13 protein-coding genes are annotated in these 18,729 nt (G+C 57.8%); 11 read left to right on the plus strand and 2 right to left on the minus strand.

The window, feature by feature from the left end:
• The first annotated feature begins 38 nt into the window (after positions 1–38).
• Positions 39–1,304: an arabinose transporter gene (locus ACWNRM_RS04005; RefSeq protein ID WP_485172152.1), complete on the plus strand. Its 1,266-nt coding sequence runs from the start codon at positions 39–41 to the stop codon at positions 1,302–1,304.
• Here ACWNRM_RS04005 and ACWNRM_RS04010 read toward each other — a convergent pair.
• Positions 1,283–1,831, minus strand: coding sequence for a hypothetical protein (locus ACWNRM_RS04010; RefSeq protein ID WP_485169584.1), 549 nt, complete (start codon positions 1,829–1,831; stop codon positions 1,283–1,285). The genes ACWNRM_RS04005 and ACWNRM_RS04010 overlap by 22 nt on opposite strands.
• 218 nt (positions 1,832–2,049) lie before the next feature.
• Between ACWNRM_RS04010 and ACWNRM_RS04015 the strand changes: the two genes are divergently transcribed.
• The 7 genes from ACWNRM_RS04015 (at position 2,050) to ACWNRM_RS04045 (ending at position 11,481) form a co-directional block, all read left to right on the plus strand.
• Positions 2,050–4,521, plus strand: coding sequence for a TonB-dependent receptor (locus ACWNRM_RS04015; RefSeq protein WP_485169583.1), 2,472 nt, complete (start codon positions 2,050–2,052; stop codon positions 4,519–4,521).
• Positions 4,521–5,759, plus strand: coding sequence for a phosphotransferase enzyme family protein (locus ACWNRM_RS04020; RefSeq protein ID WP_485169582.1), 1,239 nt, complete (start codon positions 4,521–4,523; stop codon positions 5,757–5,759). Before ACWNRM_RS04015 ends, ACWNRM_RS04020 begins: the two co-directional genes overlap by 1 nt.
• Positions 5,759–6,334 (plus strand): nicotinamide riboside transporter PnuC, encoded by a 576-nt coding sequence (gene pnuC, locus ACWNRM_RS04025; protein WP_485169581.1) that lies wholly within the window; start codon positions 5,759–5,761, stop codon positions 6,332–6,334. The genes ACWNRM_RS04020 and pnuC overlap by 1 nt, the downstream gene beginning before the upstream one ends.
• A gap of 211 nt (positions 6,335–6,545) precedes the next feature.
• Positions 6,546–7,052, plus strand: coding sequence for a GtrA family protein (locus tag ACWNRM_RS04030; protein WP_240386499.1), 507 nt, complete (start codon positions 6,546–6,548; stop codon positions 7,050–7,052).
• Between the two features lie 90 nt (positions 7,053–7,142).
• A complete protein-coding gene (gene alaS, locus ACWNRM_RS04035) occupies positions 7,143–9,794 on the plus strand; it encodes an alanine--tRNA ligase (RefSeq protein WP_485169580.1) in 2,652 nt (883 codons plus the stop codon).
• Between the two features lie 135 nt (positions 9,795–9,929).
• The gene (locus ACWNRM_RS04040) at positions 9,930–10,604 is read left to right on the plus strand and encodes a carbonic anhydrase (RefSeq protein ID WP_485169579.1); all 675 of its coding nucleotides are present in this window, start codon (positions 9,930–9,932) and stop codon (positions 10,602–10,604) included.
• On the plus strand, positions 10,540–11,481 hold the full coding sequence (locus ACWNRM_RS04045) for an endonuclease/exonuclease/phosphatase family protein (RefSeq protein WP_485172153.1): 942 nt from the start codon (positions 10,540–10,542) through the stop codon (positions 11,479–11,481). The genes ACWNRM_RS04040 and ACWNRM_RS04045 overlap by 65 nt, the downstream gene beginning before the upstream one ends.
• 5 nt (positions 11,482–11,486) lie before the next feature.
• Here ACWNRM_RS04045 and ACWNRM_RS04050 read toward each other — a convergent pair whose 3' ends face one another.
• Positions 11,487–12,854, minus strand: a complete 1,368-nt coding sequence (locus ACWNRM_RS04050) for a glycoside hydrolase family 32 protein (protein ID WP_485169577.1) — start codon at positions 12,852–12,854, stop codon at positions 11,487–11,489.
• A gap of 374 nt (positions 12,855–13,228) precedes the next feature.
• On the opposite strand from ACWNRM_RS04050, the gene ACWNRM_RS04055 reads away from it, so the two are divergent.
• From ACWNRM_RS04055 to ACWNRM_RS04065, 3 genes are all read left to right on the plus strand, one after another.
• Positions 13,229–14,239 (plus strand): hypothetical protein, encoded by a 1,011-nt coding sequence (locus ACWNRM_RS04055; RefSeq protein WP_485169576.1) that lies wholly within the window; start codon positions 13,229–13,231, stop codon positions 14,237–14,239.
• A gap of 351 nt (positions 14,240–14,590) precedes the next feature.
• The gene (locus ACWNRM_RS04060; protein WP_485169575.1) at positions 14,591–16,552 is read left to right on the plus strand and encodes a discoidin domain-containing protein; all 1,962 of its coding nucleotides are present in this window, start codon (positions 14,591–14,593) and stop codon (positions 16,550–16,552) included.
• Between the two features lie 11 nt (positions 16,553–16,563).
• Positions 16,564–18,588, plus strand: a complete 2,025-nt coding sequence (locus ACWNRM_RS04065; protein ID WP_485169574.1) for a discoidin domain-containing protein — start codon at positions 16,564–16,566, stop codon at positions 18,586–18,588.
• The last annotated feature ends 141 nt before the right edge of the window (positions 18,589–18,729 follow it).

Below are 18,729 nucleotides of genomic sequence, written 5' to 3' on the forward strand. Positions count from 1 at the left end.
AGGTGATACCGCCTTCTCCTGCCTGTGGGAAATAGACCATGCAGCATCCAGGGGGGCACACCATGCGCAGCCAGGGCGAGACAGATCGGGCCAACACGATGCGAGGCCTGCGGAGCGATGGGACCAATACCCGCTTCCTGCCGTTCCTGACGATTGCCCTTCTCTTGTCCTACATGGCCGTCGCCATGCCCTTGGCCGTTATCCCCCCCTTTGTCACCTCTTGGCCAGGCTATGGCAATGCGCTGGCAGGCATTGCGGTGGGATGCGCCTTCGTCTCGACCATCCTGACACGCACGATCGCAGGGAGTTTTGCCGATCGGTGCGGCGGGCGCGCATCCATGCGCCTCGGGCTTGGCCTGTATGTTGGCGCCAGCGCGATCTGCCTTGTTTCGGGTCTGGATTTCCTGCCGCACTCGCTTGGCTTCGCGTTGCTGATCCTTGGCAGACTGCTTCTCGGGGTCGGTGAGAGCTATACGCTTGTCGGCATGCACGGCTGGGGGATCGGGCTGACGGGCGCCAAAGGTGCGGGCAAGGTCCTGACCTGGACCGGCGCTGCGATGTATGGGGCTTTCGCCTTTGGCGGTCCGATGGGACTGGAATTGTATCACCTTGCAGGCTTCACCTCGCTGATGCTGACCTCAATTATCCTGCCATGCATCGGCCTTGCGATCGTTCAGAATGTTCCTACCACTCCCATACTCGCCGGTGAGCGTGATTCGTTTTGGCCTATCTTGGGCGTCATACGACCTTATGGAACTGTCGTTGCCCTACAGGGCGTCGGGTTTGCGGTACTGGGTGCGTTCCTGTCTGTTTACTTCATTCATCAGCACTGGCATTTCGGAAGTCTCGGCCTGACATGCTTCGGTCTCGCCTTTGTGGCCGGGCGCCTCTTCTGTGGACATATGCCGGACCGTATGGGTGGTCTGACCGTGGCCATGATCTCCCTTGCTGTCGAGGCACTGGGACAGGGGTGTATCGCCCTGGCAACTACTCCCTACCTGGCACTCGTCGGCGCAGCGCTGACGGGTGCAGGTTGCTCACTTATCTACCCGTCAATGGGCGTCGAGGTGGTCAAGAGAGTCTCCGGTACCATGCGGGCGACGGCTCTGGGAGGGTTCGCTGCCTTCCAGGACCTTTCATATGCCGTGAGCGGCCCCGCTGCGGGAGTGATCTCGGATTGCTTTGGCTACGAGGCCATCTTTCTCATGGGCATGGCCTGCGCATTGCTGGGACTGGGGCTGGTGCTCAGATTATGGCGAAACCATCCGGGGAGCAGACGCGATCAAACCCCGTATTCAACATGAAATCTCGAAAATTCGAGGGACCCGAACAAGTCATGTGCTGGCATCTCTCTCGGTAAGCGACGCGTCGGAGTCCGTGTTTCGCGGAGTTCGGTCGTCCCCACCGCCAGCCCAGTTTCTTCCCGGCCGACACCATGCGCACTGTCATTCACCTCATGAAGCGCAACGGATGCGGAGGATGAAGTCGCTCTTACGTCGCCATCGCCGAGACCAACAGACTCTGACGCTGGCAACGCATCGACAGTCTCCGTCTCGGAGAACGCGTTTTCTGCAGGAAGAAACGCAAGAAAAGTCTCGAAATCGCCCATGTTGAAGCCGGATGGCCGCTCACCACGCGCACGCTGCATGAGCCAGCCCTCAAGCGTTTCACGCATGGTCCTGAGGGCATCATCGGCCGGAATCCCGGCCTGGGCTGCCACGACACGGCACAGGAAATCAACATCGTCATCGGCAATACGACGCGGCGAGACGTCAGTATCTCGCTTGACGATCCAGCCCTTGGTATAAGCCGAGATATGCTCTGCAAGCATTCAGATGATCTCCCTTTTTGCCGGGTCCCTTAACAGGATTTATGCCAGACGCACAGACAGATCGACGCAAATCGCCTGCCTTCAGCATGATCGTTACGTTGTCAGAGCAAAGTAACCAGACCAGAGCTGCCCGCCGCATTTCCCCAAGCCAAAAGAGTCACGGGGCGAGGTAAATCCATTCGTGACACGACGAAAACGATTGTTTCCAATCTTCCGATATGAGACCTGCTTTCACTCACATCGCCATTACCTCGCCCCTTCATGACTGGACCACGCTTGTGCCGCCTGCCACCCGTAAGCCGCTCTTTTCGCTGCAACGCAGTTTCCTGCTCTGCGGCGTTTGCAGCCTCGGGCTCTGTCTGACACCTGGCTCTCTTCTGGCCTCGGATACAGCGACCCACGGCAGTAGCGACAAGACCACGCTTAAAAACAAGCCGCACAAGACCGAGCAGATCACGGTGAGGGCGACCGAACCCGAGAAGCGCGATGCCGCACGCGGCGGTGGCCTCATCCACCCGGAGCACGGCATCAAGGCAGTCAGCACGGTCGATAGCACGTTCATTACCAGACAGGCCCCGATATCCAGTGCCTATCAGCTTGTCTCCATGCTGCCAGGGGCCAATGTGGCTTCGTCCGATGCAATGGGGCTTTCCCCCCAAACCACCATCTCGGTGCGTGGGCTGAACACGGACTCCATCGGCTATGTACTCGAAGGCATGCCCCTCAATGATCTCGCCTTCTATTCCGGCTATCCGAGCCAGTTTGCCGACAGTGAGAATTATCGGCAGATCGCCCTCGCCCAGGGTGAGGCGGATCTGGACAGTCCTGTGCTCAACGCCGCGGGCGGATTGATGAGCCTCGATTTTCGCGATCCGGCGCGCAAGGCCGGGGGGACGATCTCGGCCTCCTATGGCTCCTACAACACCAACCGCGAATTCATCCGGCTGGATACGGGGATGATCGGCCACACAGGGTTGCGGGGCTTTGTTTCCTATTCCCATACCAGCGCCGAGAACTGGCGTGGCCCCGGCCATGACATGCGCCACCATATCGATTTCAAGCTCGTGCGTGACATGGGAGAGCGTTCCCACGCGGGACTTGTCGGCAGCTTCAATAGCACGATCACCAGTTATTACCCGCAGGTGTCAAAAGACCAGTTCAGGGAATATGGGGTCTCGTCGGGCAATGCGTTGGCATCGCGCTACGACCCGCAGGACCAGGAAGCTGGCCCCTATTATCAACGCCTGTGGCGTGCGCCTGAACGGACGCTCTACATGGGAGCGCCGGTCTCGCTAGCGCTCACCGATCACCTTACACTGAAGGCCACACCCTATGCGCAGGGCGCCTATGGCAATGTGCCGGGCGGTTCGACCCTGCCGCTAAGCGGTCTCTATACCGGTACGCAGGCTCTTACGGACACGCTTGCCCTCCCCAGCTCTGACGATGGTTCGGCCATCGTACGTGCCAATTATACCCAGCGCAGCTATCGCTCAGGATTCACATCGGAGCTTGCCTGGAAGCAGGGATGGAACGAGCTTTATGCCGGCTACTGGTTCGATTACGGCGATGATCATGAGGTCCAGTCCTTCTCACCCGTGAGCGAGAACGGCGCCTCGGCGAATATCTGGGGCAGCGGTACCGGCAATTTCGTGCGGCTGAGCAACGGGCGGATCTATCTTGCGGGCGACACACACACCATCAGCATGGCGAATGCGCTTTATGTGGGTGACAGGATGCATTTCCTGTCTGACCGCCTGCTTGTCGAGGCCGGGTTCAAGGAGGTTATGGTCAGCCGCGTTGGTACCAATGCCGTCCCCGGGCCACAGTATCGTGTCGAGAGCAATAGCGCAGTGCCGCTCCCCCGTCTGGGTTTGCGCTTCCAGATCACGCCCCAGCATCAGATCTTCCTGAACGCCACGACCAACTTCCGCGCTCCGGCTTTCACTGCGCTGTATAACGTTTATGACACCAGCTCCGGCGACATCAGTACGACTGGCACGCATAACCTGCGCAACGAATATTCGATCTCTGAAGAAATCGGTTATCGCTATACCGGGCCGCTCGTGACTGGGAGCCTGACTTTCTTCAACTACAACTTCACGAACAGGCAGATCCAGACGCAGGTGCTGGTCAACAACACGCCCATTCAGTCCACCATGAATGCCGGTGGTCAGACATCGCGTGGTGTGGATATCGAACTCGGCCTGAAACCCTGGCATCATTTTGCACCCTATCTCTCAGGCGAGTACCTCCATGCAACGATCGACAACGATATCGCGAGCGGCGGTGACCTGCTGCCCACTTCCGGCAAGACAGCCGTGCGCAGCCCGAAACTCCAGGCTTCAGCCGGTCTGACCTATGATGACGGGCACGTTTTCGGTTTTGCAGCCATTCAGTACACGGGACGCCAATACGCGACGTTCATGAATGACGAGCGTATAAGCGATCATACGACGGGCAATCTCACGGTCGGATATCGTTTCTCGGATCTCTCCCGACTGAAGGCACCGTCTCTGCGGCTCAACTTCATCAACATCACCAATGAGCATTACCTTTCAGGAATTGCCGACCCCACACTCAATGCTCGTGACACGACAGGGCGGTATGGATCGACCATCGCAGGATCATCGCCGGATTATTATATCGGCGGCGGTTTTTCGGCCCTGGCCACTGCGACCGCCGGGTTCTGATGACAGAACCGGGCGCGTCAGAGCAAATCGGGCAATTCGGCCTCTGGGGCAAGGAGGCACAGCGCGACTGGCCACTCATCACTTCTGACGAGGCAAAGCACGTCCTCGCAGCTTTCGGACTTGAAAGCACCGCGCCGATCTCGTGGCATAGCGCACGGCCCTTTTCTGCGGTCGCGCGTGTCCGCGATCCGGGCGGTCAGATATGGTTTCTCAAGCGCCACCATCATCGGCTTCGCGACAGGGGGACGCTGGCAGAAGAGCACCGTCTGATCTCTCACCTCTCGCAGAATGGCTTGCCGGTCGCCTGCCCCCGCGAATGCACGAGCGAAAGCGCAGGATCACGCAGCACAATCCTTGTGAGCGGCGAATGGTGCTACGAGTGTTTCCCTGCCCTTGACGGGTTGGACCTCTACCGTGACACTATGTCATGGGAGCCCTATCGCAGCCTTGATGAGGCTTTTGAGGCAGGAAGCGCCCTCGCCCGGTTTCATCGGGCTGCGCGCAGTTTTGAGGCACCCTCGCGAGCCACACGTCCGCTGGTTTCTGCCCTCACCCCGTTTCTAGGTAATGCTGATCCCGAGACCGCCTTTCGCAGCTGGGTTCAGGCTCAACCTGCGCTGGGCAAAGCGCTCGACCGGCAAGGCGGGTTGTCCCTACTCATGGCAGCGCTCACGCCCGCCATCAGGCAGGCCCGACCGTTTCTCAAAACGACGGCCCTGCATTGGGGGCACGGCGACTGGCACGGGTCCAACCTCATCTGGGATCGCAAAAAAGCAGGGCAAAGCCTGCCTGACCGCACGGTCGTCAGGGCGCCGTTCGATTTCGGGATGGCCGATCTTACGACCCGCGCTTTTGATATCGCTGTGGCCCTTGAACGCAGCATGGTCGACTGGATGAACCCGCACGCCGTGTTGCTGACCAGCGATTATGACCCTGTGCAGACAGATCAGTCGATGGACTATGCTACTAGACCTGATCACTCGGCCGCTTTTCTCGCCGGTTACGATCAGGAGGAAGCGCTAAGCCTGCGTGACCGGGAGGAGATTGCCGCCATGCTGCCTCTCGCCCATGTGGCCTTCGCCTGCTCGGAAGTCTGGTATTACGACACGCTGCTGCGCGCGCCTGACACTGCGAGAGTGACGTGGGAGACCTATCTGATCGGCCATCTCATCTGGTTTAATTCGCCACCCGGTCGGAATTTTTGCCAGATTGTCACCGCGGCCCCGGCCAACGCCTGATGTCTCCTCTCGAAGCCATTGCAGCGCTGTTTACCGTGGCGGGGATCTGGCTGACCGGCCAGCGCCGGGTGTCAGGGTGGCCAGTCTCGCTGATTGCGGCTCTGCTCTATCTGGTTGTCTTTGCCCAGGCACGACTCTGGGCAGACTCGGCCTTGCAGCTAGTATTTTGCGCATTCCTGCTTCGTGGCTGGTACGCATGGTCTCATGCCTCCCGCGAGCAGACTGGCGTGCGAGTGGAAACACACCGGCACACGGCGTTGGTACGAGATATTCTTGTTGGCCTGATCGCCAGTGGGGCACTTGGCTATGGTCTGGCTCACTGGACGGGTGACCCTGCCCCATTCACTGATGCCGCGCTGAGCGCGTTGAGCCTCGTCGCGCAGATCTGGACCGCCCGGCGAATCATGCTGTGCTGGCCGCTCTGGGTTGCCATCGATACCGCCTACGTGGCGCTGTTCCTCACACGCAGCCTATGGGTCAGTGCCGGGCTTTACGCCATACTGGTCGGGCTGGCGGCCAATGCCTGGTATCATTGGCAGCGTACGAGCAGAGGGCAACGACAGGATACGACCTGAGCCCCGGTTGAGGGACGGCACCACCCCGGTCTTCCTGCCTGCATCTCAAACCGGCACCTGCCGAGGGATCCGGGGTACCGCGTGGAGCACAGGCCTTGACGTGTTTTCAGAAATGAAAAGCGTGGGCGATCCTCCCGCCGTCGCTTGCATCTGGCACTTAATAGCCCTACCAGCTTGACCCCGATTTCATGATGGGAAAGGCACACGCGACGTGCTCAAGAAACGGATCTTCTATCCGCGCGCGCCGAGACAGCTCATCGCACAGTTCATGCGGTTCGGTATCATCGGTGCAATGGGGCTTGTCTGGGACATCCTGATTGTTACCCTGCTTCGCCCCGAACTCGGCCTGACAGCCGCCACACTGCTGTCCTATTTTCTAGTGGCCAGTCTCAACTGGCTGCTCAACCAGCTCTGGACATTTCGCAGCGTCGCCCATCGCGACCACCCCATACTGCAATGGCTGCGTTTTCTGGCAGCCAACAGCTTTGGGTTCCTGCTCAATCGCGGGACGGTCTACGCGCTGTGCTTCACCATTCCGTTCTGTGCGCAGCACGTCGCCCTGCCTCTGGCGGCGGGGTCCCTCATGGGGCTGATGGCCAATTTCAACCTGTCACGCAAGCTTGTCTTTCGGGCCAAGGTTCCTGAAACGCCCATGGAACTGGCGCAGATGGCGGTCGATCTGAATGTCGACCCTGCCGATCACGATCTGGAATCCTGAGCCGACACGCGCAAAACATTTCCTTTGCGGTCTCTTTGCTCTAGTGGAGATGCCATCTTCACGCCGCAATCGGGATTTTCTGCTCGCGCCATGACCACACCGATCCATAACACCACCACAAATGAGCTGCGCAGCGCGTTTCTGAAGTATTTCGGAGACCAGGGCCACAAGATCGTTCCCTCGGCCTCGCTGGTGCCGCAGAACGATCCCACGCTGCTCTTCACCAATGCTGGCATGGTGCCGTTCAAGAACGTGTTCACCGGGCAGGAAACACGCCCCTATACGCGTGCAACAACAGCGCAGAAGGTCGTGCGCGCAGGCGGCAAGCATAACGATCTGGACAATGTGGGCTACACGGCTCGCCATCTGACCTTTTTCGAAATGCTCGGCAATTTCTCCTTCGGTGACTATTTCAAGGCCGAAGCGATCGAATTTGCCTGGAACCTCCTGACCAAGGGCTACGGTCTGCCCAAGGAAAAGCTGCTCGCGACGGTCTATGCCGAGGATGAAGAAGCGGCTGGCCTGTGGCGCAAGATCGCGGGCCTTCCTGAAGAGAAGATCATCCGTATCCCGACGGCCGATAATTTCTGGCGCATGGGCGATACGGGTCCCTGCGGTCCGTGCTCGGAAATCTTCTTCGATCATGGCCCAGATGTCTGGGGCGGCCCTCCGGGCTCGCCCGAGGAAGACGGCGATCGGTTTGTCGAGATCTGGAATCTCGTTTTCATGCAGTATCTCGAAGGTCCTCCGGGAACGCGCGCGCCGCTGCCCCGCCCTTCGATCGATACCGGCATGGGGCTTGAGCGCTTTGCAGCCGTGATGCAGGGCAAGCGCGACGTGTACGACACCGATGTGCTGCGCAGCCTGGTCGAAGCCACGGCAAACGCGCTCAGCACCGATCCTGATGGGTCGCTGCGGGCCAGCCATCGTGTCGTGGCCGACCATCTGCGATCGACAGCCTTCCTGATTGCAGACGGCGTGATGCCGTCCAAGGATGGTCGTGGCTATGTGCTGCGTCGCATCATGCGTCGCGCCATGCGCCATCTCCAGCGTCTGGGCGCGACCGAGCCAGTTTTCTATCGTCTGCTCCCTGCGCTGATCCGGCAGATGGGAGCGGCGTATCCGGAACTCGTGCAGCATCAATCCCTGATTGCTGAGACCATGAAGGGCGAGGAAAAGCGCTTCACCGCCCTGCTGGAACGCGGCATGTCGCTGCTTGAGGATGAAACCGCTCGGGTGGCCGAGGGCGGCGCCCTCCCCGGTGACGTAGCCTTCAAGCTTTACGACACATTCGGCTTCCCGCTCGACCTTACGCAGGATGCGCTGCGCGAACAGGGTCGGACTGTCGATGTGGCCGGTTTCGAGGCCGCCATGGCAGAGCAGCGCGCCCGTGCCCGTGCGGCGTGGGTGGGCTCAGGCGATGCCGCTGCGGAGACCATCTGGTTCGATGCCCGCGAGCGCTTTGGCGCCTCGGAATTCCTTGGCTATTCGTCGGAAAAGGCTGATGCCGAGGTCGTACTGGTTGCCAAGGCCGGAATCGAGAGCGAAAGCGCCTCGGCCGGTGATGAGATCGCCATCCTGCTGAACCAGACCCCCTTCTACGGCGAGAGTGGCGGCCAGGTGGGCGATCACGGCGTGCTGGTTGGCGAGAATTTGCGCATCGAGATAACCGACACCCAGAAGCGCAACGGCGATCTGCTCGTGCATTATGGCCGTGTGATCGAGGGCGTCGTGCGCCCGGGAACATCGGTCACAGCAGAGATCGATCATACGCGCCGACAGGCTGTGCGTGGTCATCACTCCGCCACTCACCTGCTTCACGAGGCGCTGCGCCGCCAGCTTGGCGACCATGTGGCCCAGAAAGGCAGTCTGAATGCGCCGGAGCGCCTACGCTTCGACGTCTCGCAGCCTCGCCCCATCACGGCAGAAGAACTGGCGCTCGTCGAGCGTGAGGTAAATGCTCGCATTCGTGAAAACAGTGCTGTCGAAACGCGCATCATGACCCCCGAAACCGCGGTCGCTGAAGGCGCCATGGCATTGTTCGGCGAGAAATACGGTGATGAGGTCCGTGTGGTCTCAATGGGGCTAGGCGATGAGACGCGCGGCGCCTATTCCATCGAGCTCTGTGGTGGCACCCATGTGGGTCGCACGGGCGAAATCGGGCCGTTCCGCATTGTCTCGGAAAGCGGTGTTTCGGCTGGCGTGCGCCGCATCGAGGCCGTTTGCGGTGTTGCTGCCGACCGTCTGGCCATCGAGGCGGATGAGCGTCTGCGCCGTATGGCCGATCTTCTTAAGGCCACAATTGCCGAGGCCCCGGATCGCCTCGCCACGCTGGTCGAAGAGCGTCGGGCCCTGGAACGTCAGGTTTCGGAGCTCCAGAAGCGTCTGGCAACGGGTCAGGCCGATTCGGCCAGCGAGTCCATCAATGGCGTGACCTTCGTGCCGCGTGATCTGGGTGACGTGGCGCCACGTGAGCTCAAGAACATGGCCGAGGCCATCACCAAGCAGATCGGAAGCGGTGTTGTCGCCCTCATCTCCACGGCTGAAGGCAAAGGCAGCGTTGTCGTCGCCGTCACGAAAGACCTGAATGACCGTTTCAATGCGGTCGATCTGGTCCGTCTGGCGTCAGCCGAGATGGGCGGCAAGGGCGGCGGCGGTCGACCGGATATGGCGCAGGCTGGTGGTCCGCAGCCCAACAGCGACGCCGTGTTCGACTCACTCAGAAAGACGCTTTCAGCCTGAGCGTTCATGACAAAGGGTGAACCATGCCGTTCAGGCATGGACACCTAATCAAAACCACGGCATCCGAGTCATCTGAGTTCCAGGTGTGGCGCAAAACTCACAGCAAGCCACACCCCTTTTTCAGATGAGGTCACGATGAAAAGTGAAATCGAAAAAAGCCTGATTGCCCTTCTCAAGGGCGTACAGCATTTCGACGACGAGGTGTACGAAGAGCATCGCGAGCTCTTTGAAAGCCTCGCCGAGGGCCAGTCGCCTTCCACCCTGTTCATCACCTGCTCCGACAGCCGCATCAATCCGAGCATGATCACCCAGACATCGCCGGGCGATCTCTTCATTGTGCGCAATGTCGGCAATATCGTTCCTCCGCATGGCGAAATGCTCGGTGCCGTCTCGTCGGCTATCGAGTACGCCGTGCTCGTCCTCAAGGTGAAGCACATCGTTGTGTGCGGTCACTCCAATTGCGGTGCGATGGGCGCCCTGTGCGATCTCAACAATCCCAAATTCGACACTATGCCGACGGTACAGCGCTGGTTGCGCAATGCCGAGGCGGCCCGCGCCGCACTGGGGCCTTTCAAGGCGGAGGATGCCGGTCCGGAGACCGTCAAGGAACTGGCTCAGCAGAACGTGCTGCTGCAACTTGCCCATCTGCGCACTCATCCTGCCGTGGTCGGTGCTCTTGCAGCGGGCGAGATCGCGCTTCAGGGCTGGTTCTACGATATCGGAACGGGACAGGTTGTCGTCATTGATGAACAGAGCCGCAAGGAACGCACGGTGCGCGATGTTCTCGGTGATCTTGGCATCTCGGTCTGACTTTACCCGACTCGCGGTTCTGGCGATCTGGATGTGTTTGCAGTCCGCCAGCGCCGCACCGGTCGCACCAGTCAAGATCGCCACATGGAATCTTGACTGGCTGACCCTTTTACCGCAAGCCAGCGCGCTTCTGCCCGATGATGCGCCCCACCGCACCAACGAGGACTGGCAAGCCCTTCGTCATTATGCCTTACGTCTGAATGCCGATATCCTGGCTGTTCAGGAGGTCAGCGACGAAGCCACGCTGAGACGAATTTTTCCCTCCCCTGACTACGTAATCACCCTCAGCAAAGCGCCAATTGCACAAAATCTTGGTCTTGTCCTGCGCAAGCCATGGCATGTTGATAGAGCGGTAAGCATTCAGGAGTTTGATCGATCTTCCAGCCATGGAGGGCATGCCTTGCGTCCAGCCCTGGACGCGATCATTTCCAATGGAACGGCGACGCTGCGTCTTCTGGTCGTGCACCTGAAATCGGGCTGCTGGGACAGAAGCTGGATGGAAAAAGCTCATTCCTGCCCGATCCTTCGCGAACAGATCATGCTCGTAGCCAACTGGCTGGAAGAACGTGAAGACGAGGGTGAGGCGTATGCCGTGCTGGGCGACTTCAATCGCCGCCTTACGATGACAGACCCGTATCTCAGGCATATGATTGGCGCCTACAGCCCCATTCTCTCGACCGCTGGACTGGCAAGCCCTTGCGAGGGTGGCACCTATTTTATTGATCACATTCTACTTGGTGGCCCAACCCGGTCATGGCTCGTTCCAGAAAGTCTGCGTGTCATGACCTTCCAGACCGACAACCACCAAGTGATCTCGGACCATTGCCCTGTCTCGTTACAGATCACCCCGCCCGATCAAGCGAAGTACCAACCCTGAACCAGTTATTCAGCAAACCGGAAGGTTGCGGGAAGCAAGGCGTGGACCTCGCATTGCGCAGTCGCGAAACAACCTGTGCCCGAGAGCGTGAACGGCCGGCTGGGATTACCATAGGCTCTGGCATTGAGCGTGGTTCCAGTTGAGGTGATGATTTCGATAACGCTACCATCAACGTAGATATCGAGAGCTGCCGCAGATGTTGCTGGCAAGGGGGCGCGGTCCTCATTGCAGGAGAATTCGCCCTGTGTGGCCGCAGGATCAAAATCAAGATGCAGATAGCGATCAGTGTGGGCAAACACGATGCTACCGGTACTCGTGGCGGAAAACCGGATCCGTATTCTTACCTGCGGACCATCAACAGTGATCGCTTTTCCAAGGGCGCCACTGACAATTTCTTCACCAGTCAACGCAGCTATGGCGGGATGCAGCTTGGAGAGGACTTTCCCCTCATCATCTGCCGTCAAGACGCGGGGATAGGACATTACACCGCTCCACCCACGGGCGGCGGCCTCACCAGCCTGCCACGGTTTCTCCGGGAGCCACCCGAACACTGTGCGGCGACCTTGAGCATCGAGGAAGCTTCTGGCCGCGTAAAATCCTCCATACCCGAGCACATCGTGCCGGACAGGACTGAACTGGCCGTCCCTGTACTGCCCTGTGATGACATGCACCACAGAATTGATGGAAAACAGCAGAGCGTGGCATGTTCCGAGACTGAAGAAGTCCGGGCATTCCAGAACGTCATCGCCACCATGCAGATCGGATGGTCCGTAGAAGATCCGTATGAAGGACCAGGCCTTCAGATCCCTGCTCTCATATCTGAAGATCACGCCGCCCAGGCCGTCAATCTTGCTGCCAACAAGCATGACCCAGGTCAGCCCCTCCCGCCAGAGTTTCGGATCCCTGAAGCCGCCGATCCGGAGATGATCCGGTCCTGCCGCGAGAAGGGGTTCAGCATCCTGCTGCCAGTGCGTCATTTCGCGGTCAGAATATGCTACACACTGGATCTGGGGTAAGGTCCTGTTGAAACGAAAGCCTGTGTAGATGGCGACAGCGCGATTCCCATCAATCACTACATCGCCTGTGAAAACGCCGTCCCGATCAGGACCATCCCGCCGGGGTGAAAGTGCGACTGTCTGATAGACCCAATTGACCAGATCGGTGCTCGTTGCATGCCCCCAGTGCATATTGTCCCAGATCGCTGCCTCTGGGTTCCACTGATAGAACAGATGGTAAACACCCTCGACGCATATCGGACCACAAGGGTCATTCATCCAGCCGCGCGGCGCTACAAAATGGCTGATGGGGCGAAAAGGATCAGAGGCAATCATATGATCGGGCGGGAAACGCTGGGCCGCTTCAGCCCGTCCCATTCCCCCTCCCGCGAGAAGAGAACCCAGGCCAATCATGAAAGACCGCCGCCCCGACAAAAGAGCATCGTCAAGTCTTGGGCATTGCCTGGTATTGTCGCATTCATGCGCCGCGGATTGTTCTCTCTTCTTGCTCAACCTGCTATTCTCCAACCAAACAAGACTGTAAACGTCAGTGAATTATAATAACATCAGTGGATGGAAACGCCGTGACGCCTGCATACAAGCGTGAGACCCCACCTGCGCGCGCGCACGACCTTGTAAGGAAGAAAGGTCTAGTCGCCCTGCTCGTCGCGGCCAGCGTCTTGTGTGCGGTCGCTCAGGCCGCCCCCATAGACTCGTTAAACGATGCGCAGCTGCTCAAGCTCCCGATAAAAGTGGAGCTCACAAAAAAGACGACCTCGTTCCAGGTCAAGAATCTCTATGCGTTCAGACTACCAGACAATATCCCTCCTGATGTTAACTTCCGGGGGCTGGTCGGCACGATTTCGACTACCAGCGTGGCAAACCCGGCCCTGCATGGTGCAGTCAACTCCGAGACCCTGTTCGGTATCGCCTATACCACGCAAGGCAATTGTCCGGTTTCGGGCCAGACGATCGGCAGCTATGCCGAGATTTATGCCCGGTTCCCAAGCCAGGGTCTTGCAGGACTTATCGTCAAGCAGGCCCGTCCCGGCATCAAGACCTTCCCTGTCGCTCTCGTACTCCCGGAACGGCTTCCCATGCGTATCCGGCCAGGCGGGTGCATTTTCGTCAGCCTGGATGGTACCGATTTTGCAAACCTGCCTTACACCATGAGGACTGACCTGCAGCTTCTATACGACACAGGAACCCCTCACTGGACTACGCAAACCTATACGGGTCTGGACTCCGAATTCATCGTTTCACCCAGCACGGCACATGGCCCTGTGCTCAATGCCTATACGGTTCTACCCGTCTCGCCGGACGGGCCGATTCATCCTGGGAAGCTGATCAGCCTTTATGGCAATGTATCAGCGACTGCCCCCGCAGATTTCGCCAACATACCGCATGGAAGGGGCGCGTGGAGCGTGCGTGATATCGTGGCGATTTACAGGCACGGAAGCTGCCAGCGCGCGTTTCCCGGTCACGGGGCCAACAAGTTCATGTGGAATGATCGTAGCGCTTCCGGTGCCGCGCCCAACCCAAGCATGATACTGGGTAAGGACACTACCAAACTTCTCGATCTGACGCTTGTGGGAGATGGTCTCGACTCTGTCATGCAACAGGCCAACGCCATCGACACTGTCCCCGCCGACGTCGTGAGTGGTGATTGCGTGGCCGTGGGTATCCTTCCAAACTCAGTCAATCCGGCAATCAACGGTGCCGTCAACGTGGAAATACAGATCAAGGTCGTATCAACACCCTGAATAAAACCAAATGACAGTTTGCTTTGCACTACGCATTATTGAATGATATAGTATCATCGAGGGCATTTACTCATAAACACTCAAAGATCATTGCCGACGGCGTCGTTGAATTGCTCGTAATTTTCCTGAGCCGAATATTCCCTCATAGTTACCACATTCTGCTCATCGTGGAGGAAGTCAAAGCAGAACAAGAAACGTCCTGACCAGTTCATCATAAGTAATTTTCGTGTACTTGCACGCCATCCGCGCCAAGTGCTTTAATCACGCCGATAGAGAAGCGCCCTCCTACCGCAAAGGAATGGAGACCTTCAAGATGTGCACGTGATTATCAGGGAAAGAGGGTTCTGCTTTATGGAGGGAATTACCGATGTCGTCACCACAACAGCGAGCTCACATGGCTCTCCTTACGTGGCGGGCGGCTTCAGGTCGGACCGTGAGTGGTTTCCATGGTGGCAGATCGATCTTGCAAAACAGTTACGCGTCGATGGATTTTCCCTAAGAGGCTTGCAGGGTGTTGAACGCCAGCCACCTTTGTTCACCATCCTGATCTCCGATGATAACGCAGAATGGCTGCCTCTTTGGACGCAGGCCCTACACGAGCCTGACGATATCCACAATTTTCATATCAGGTTCGATCGAGCCTTCTCCGCACGCTATGTGCGTGTTCGGGCAGATACTTTTGGGGAACTCGCATTCGAAGCCCTCAGTTTCGCAACGAGCCCGTCGGATGGAAGTGAGCGGACAGTTGGATCAGCGCTGAGCCTGTATCGGTCTCAGGCTGCCAACTCACAAGTTGTATTCTCGACGCTTTTCAATGAATCAGACGCCTTTCTGAAGCAATATATCGACAATTTCCTAGCCTACACCCCCGAGAATACCTGTCTCGCTCTGAATTTTCCTTGCGATCGCAAAATCCCTGAGGTGGCGCATTCGGGCAACCCGCGAATACATATCTTCAATGGTCAGACAAAAAGAGAAAAATGGGGTCACACCCTACTTCTCGGACATATAGAATCCTTTGAAGAGGCTCGGGTCGTATTTCCTGATTTTCGTTATTTTGCGACCATGGCGTCGAATAGCCTCCTGGTGAGACCGTTCGACGTCGCGTCTGCTATCACGCAATTGCCATTGGCCGCCCCGGTTCCGGTTGCTTGCGAACGCGCCTACGAACTCGACCAGGACGTCGATCCACTCGATCCGACCTATCACGGAACGTGGATGTGGCACCATCTCAGGAACTGCGACGGGCTCGGACATCATCTCAAGAACAAGATGGGCCTCGATCGTGTCTCCGTTACGCAAATCGAAGGCCTTTTTGCCCGACGCGAAGATTGGGAGTTGATTCAGGAACGACGAAATCTGATTACCGAACTGGAAAAATATACATCCTTTGAAAATTTCATGGCGCTTGAGGAACTGCTCCCCACCTCTGTTTTCAACAAGTTCGGTAGTGGTGAGTACACTCATATATGCAGAGTTCTCTGGTCGGGAACACGGCAGGTAACGGTAGAGGACCTCATCAACGTAGTTCCTCGCCTTCCATCGTATTTCTGCGCAATGAAATGGTTCGATCGTGCCCCGACGGCGCAGTCAACGGTCGCCATGACGACCGACTGGGGACGCGCCTTGGTCTCCAGAGCGCATGAGGAACGCACCAGCCTGGCTTGTTTCCAGGAAACAACGCTTATCACCACCCTCCTGAATCGTATCGCCAGGTCGGAGCGGTTCGGCGCCTTGACCGACAAGTGGTGGGCTTCGCACGCTCAGGGTAAGCGCGGTTTTCATTGGTCAATGCGCGATATCCCCTGTGAACGCCAGCAGTTATTTCCCGAAATTCCGGGTCTGCGAGACTTGCGTATTTCACCCATGTTTCTGTTCATGGAAGCGACGGGGCAACTCGTTTCGATCTCTGTATCGGTGCATGAAAACGGCGATGGTGAGACGATGCTGCGTCTATCGTGCAGCGCTGTGTCTAAGGATGGCGGGCCGGTCTCGGGCGTCCACTTGCAAGGTTATCTCTACCTGTCCGGCATGCAGGGCGATTCAGTCTTTCGCATGACGGTGCGCAAGGATCGTTGCATACCCCACGATGTCTTGTCGCGCACGGTGTTTTACGACGAGTTCGGTTACACAGTTGACTATGCGGACAGACTGGAACGCGGCCACGAGATCGAACGGCATTACTTCGTTCGGCCGGCGCGCGGGAACGACCTGCAGGTCTGGCTCGGGCTACCTGTATTCTGCAACGCCACAGCAGAGGTGTCCCTTGCCGTGGGACCTGATTTCAATACTGGTCGCGAGACGATGAGCTAAGAGACAAAATAATGGTCCAGATAATTGATCTCGCACTTGGCAAGCCTGCTACCCAAAGCTCCAAACACCCTGACTTTGTGCTTCCCTTGGAGCAGATTGCCCGGGAAGGTGTCTCACCTCACGACGAGCATTCGAGTTTTCAAACCGCAGCCGAGTGGTTTCCATGGTGGCAGGTCGACCTTGAACATGCCTGCGCGATTGACAGCATTCTCCTGGTTAATACCGATTTCTGGCCCATACGCAGCCGCATGTTCACCATTCTCGTCTCCACGGACGGAGTCGTATGGGACGAGGTATTTTCCAAAATCGATCATGAGATCTTTGGCAGTACGGTTCAGGACGGGTACAGGGCCTTGTTTCCCGATACTGTATGCGCCCGATTTGTGAGAGTGCGGCTCGATAACTGGGACCACCTCCATCTCAAGGCGGTGCACGTTTACGGACGTGAGCTGGAGGAAACACAACCGGTTATTCCTCCGAGGAAAGCTGACGCAGATCAAGAACACAGGGTGGTCTTCGCGACCAACTACAACGAGGAAGATGAATTTCTCCCCGTCTACCTGGAGAATTTCCTGAATTACACGAACGAGATCTGTTTTCTCGTCGTAAATTTCCCGTACGGACGACGCATACCGTCGCATCCTCTACTCTCACATCCTCGCATCCACGTTTTCAATGGCCGGACAGAACGAAAAAAATGGGGGGGAACCCTCCTTCTGGGACATATGGAGTCCTACGGCGAAGCGCTTCATATCTTCCGTGATTTCACTTTTTTTTGTACCTGCGCATCAAATGGATTGTTCATTCGTCCATTCGATGTCGCCAAGGCTGTCCACCACGCCAGGTCAGGCAGTCTTGCCCCCGTGGGTATGACGCGGCACTATCTTATCGATGTACCGCTTGAGAATGTTCCCCGTGGAGAGGCGTGGGTCTGGGATAATCTGCAGGACGCCGAGCCCTTCCGTCGCTATCTGATCGACGAGGCCGATATCTCCCTCATCTCGATCAACCAGATCGAAGGGCTGTTTGCTGATCGCGAAGAGTGGGATGCTCTTTACCAGCGCATATCGGTCTTGAGGCGTTGCGACGGATATTTCGCCAACCCAACACAGAAAACGTTGGCGCTCGAAGAATTCCTGCCCGTCACATTCTTTCGGCGCTTTGCCAAAGGGCAATTTACAAATATCTGCCATATGCTGTGGGAGCCGATCCGAGAAGTGACCTTTCCGGATCTTCTGGAATTCACACAGAAACTTCCGTCCCATATGTGCCAGGTCAAGTGGTTCAGCAGAAACCCCGACACGATGTCTACTGCAGCACTGTCACGTGCGTGGAGCCGCGATCTGCTTGCCGAACTCGCGGCCGCCAGGATATCGGGATGTCAGCATCGACGCATCCTCAACCGCGCTCTTACAGCTCAATACAACACTGCGCTTCGTGCGCTCGAGACATACACACCCCTCACACGCGCCTGGCGCATCGATGCCCGTTGGGGAAGAGTGCAGTGGACAGGATCGCAAACGATCGCTGCTGCGACTTCCGGTGTGGTGGAGGGCAATAATCTCTTTTCGGGGCTCCCGGATACAGACCACGATAACAGCGCGGCATGGTTGCGGTTCGCACGCGCCGTCGAATGCGAAACCCAAATCCACGCGATACTGGCTGAGGATGGTGGAAATACAACCCTGCGCCTCGATACGATCCAGGCGCACGCCAACCCAGGAGAACACGCGTGGAGCGAGGTTTGGGGCGTCCTGTTCCTCTCTCCCCTCCATGGTGAAAAAGCAGAGGTTTTCCGTCTGACGCTGACAGGGCCTTACGAGTACGCTCATGAGCAACTGCTCATGAATGTCAGACGCTCGGACGGCATGAGCGATGAGGCCTGGCTTCCGGTTTTGCAGGAAGATGAGGGTAGCAAGCGCCACTACTATTACCTCCGCCCGGAGAGTCACATGGGTGAGATATGGATTGGCATTCCGATGTTCCATAGTACTTCTATTGAACTCGAACTCAGCTTTGGTGTCGTGCCGGTCTAGCCTGCGTGTTCGCCCGTTCATGCGGAATGCGAGGCGTATTCATGGGATCGAATTTCTTGCACAAGAACGAGCGATCCAACGCCACCGCATGCAAGTACGTAGACTTATCGATGCCTGACGCACCGTGAAAACCGCTCTCAT

Source organism: Asaia sp. A2 (assembly GCF_057319415.1).

What these genes read in the sequence shown, in the direction of transcription:
- ACWNRM_RS04010 (WP_485169584.1), bottom strand. Translation starts at nt 1,831, where the DNA reads ATGCTTGCAGAGCATATCTCGGCTTATACCAAGGGCTGGATCGTCAAG.
- ACWNRM_RS04050 (WP_485169577.1), bottom strand. Translation starts at nt 12,854, where the DNA reads ATGGGACGGGCTGAAGCGGCCCAGCGTTTCCCGCCCGATCATATGATT.
- ACWNRM_RS04015 (WP_485169583.1), top strand. Translation starts at nt 2,050, where the DNA reads ATGAGACCTGCTTTCACTCACATCGCCATTACCTCGCCCCTTCATGAC.
- ACWNRM_RS04065 (WP_485169574.1), top strand. Translation starts at nt 16,564, where the DNA reads ATGGTCCAGATAATTGATCTCGCACTTGGCAAGCCTGCTACCCAAAGC.
- ACWNRM_RS04005 (WP_485172152.1), top strand. Translation starts at nt 39, where the DNA reads ATGCAGCATCCAGGGGGGCACACCATGCGCAGCCAGGGCGAGACAGAT.
- ACWNRM_RS04020 (WP_485169582.1), top strand. Translation starts at nt 4,521, where the DNA reads ATGACAGAACCGGGCGCGTCAGAGCAAATCGGGCAATTCGGCCTCTGG.
- ACWNRM_RS04040 (WP_485169579.1), top strand. Translation starts at nt 9,930, where the DNA reads ATGAAAAGTGAAATCGAAAAAAGCCTGATTGCCCTTCTCAAGGGCGTA.
- ACWNRM_RS04045 (WP_485172153.1), top strand. Translation starts at nt 10,540, where the DNA reads ATGAACAGAGCCGCAAGGAACGCACGGTGCGCGATGTTCTCGGTGATC.
- alaS (WP_485169580.1), top strand. Translation starts at nt 7,143, where the DNA reads ATGACCACACCGATCCATAACACCACCACAAATGAGCTGCGCAGCGCG.
- pnuC (WP_485169581.1), top strand. Translation starts at nt 5,759, where the DNA reads ATGTCTCCTCTCGAAGCCATTGCAGCGCTGTTTACCGTGGCGGGGATC.
- ACWNRM_RS04060 (WP_485169575.1), top strand. Translation starts at nt 14,591, where the DNA reads ATGGAGGGAATTACCGATGTCGTCACCACAACAGCGAGCTCACATGGC.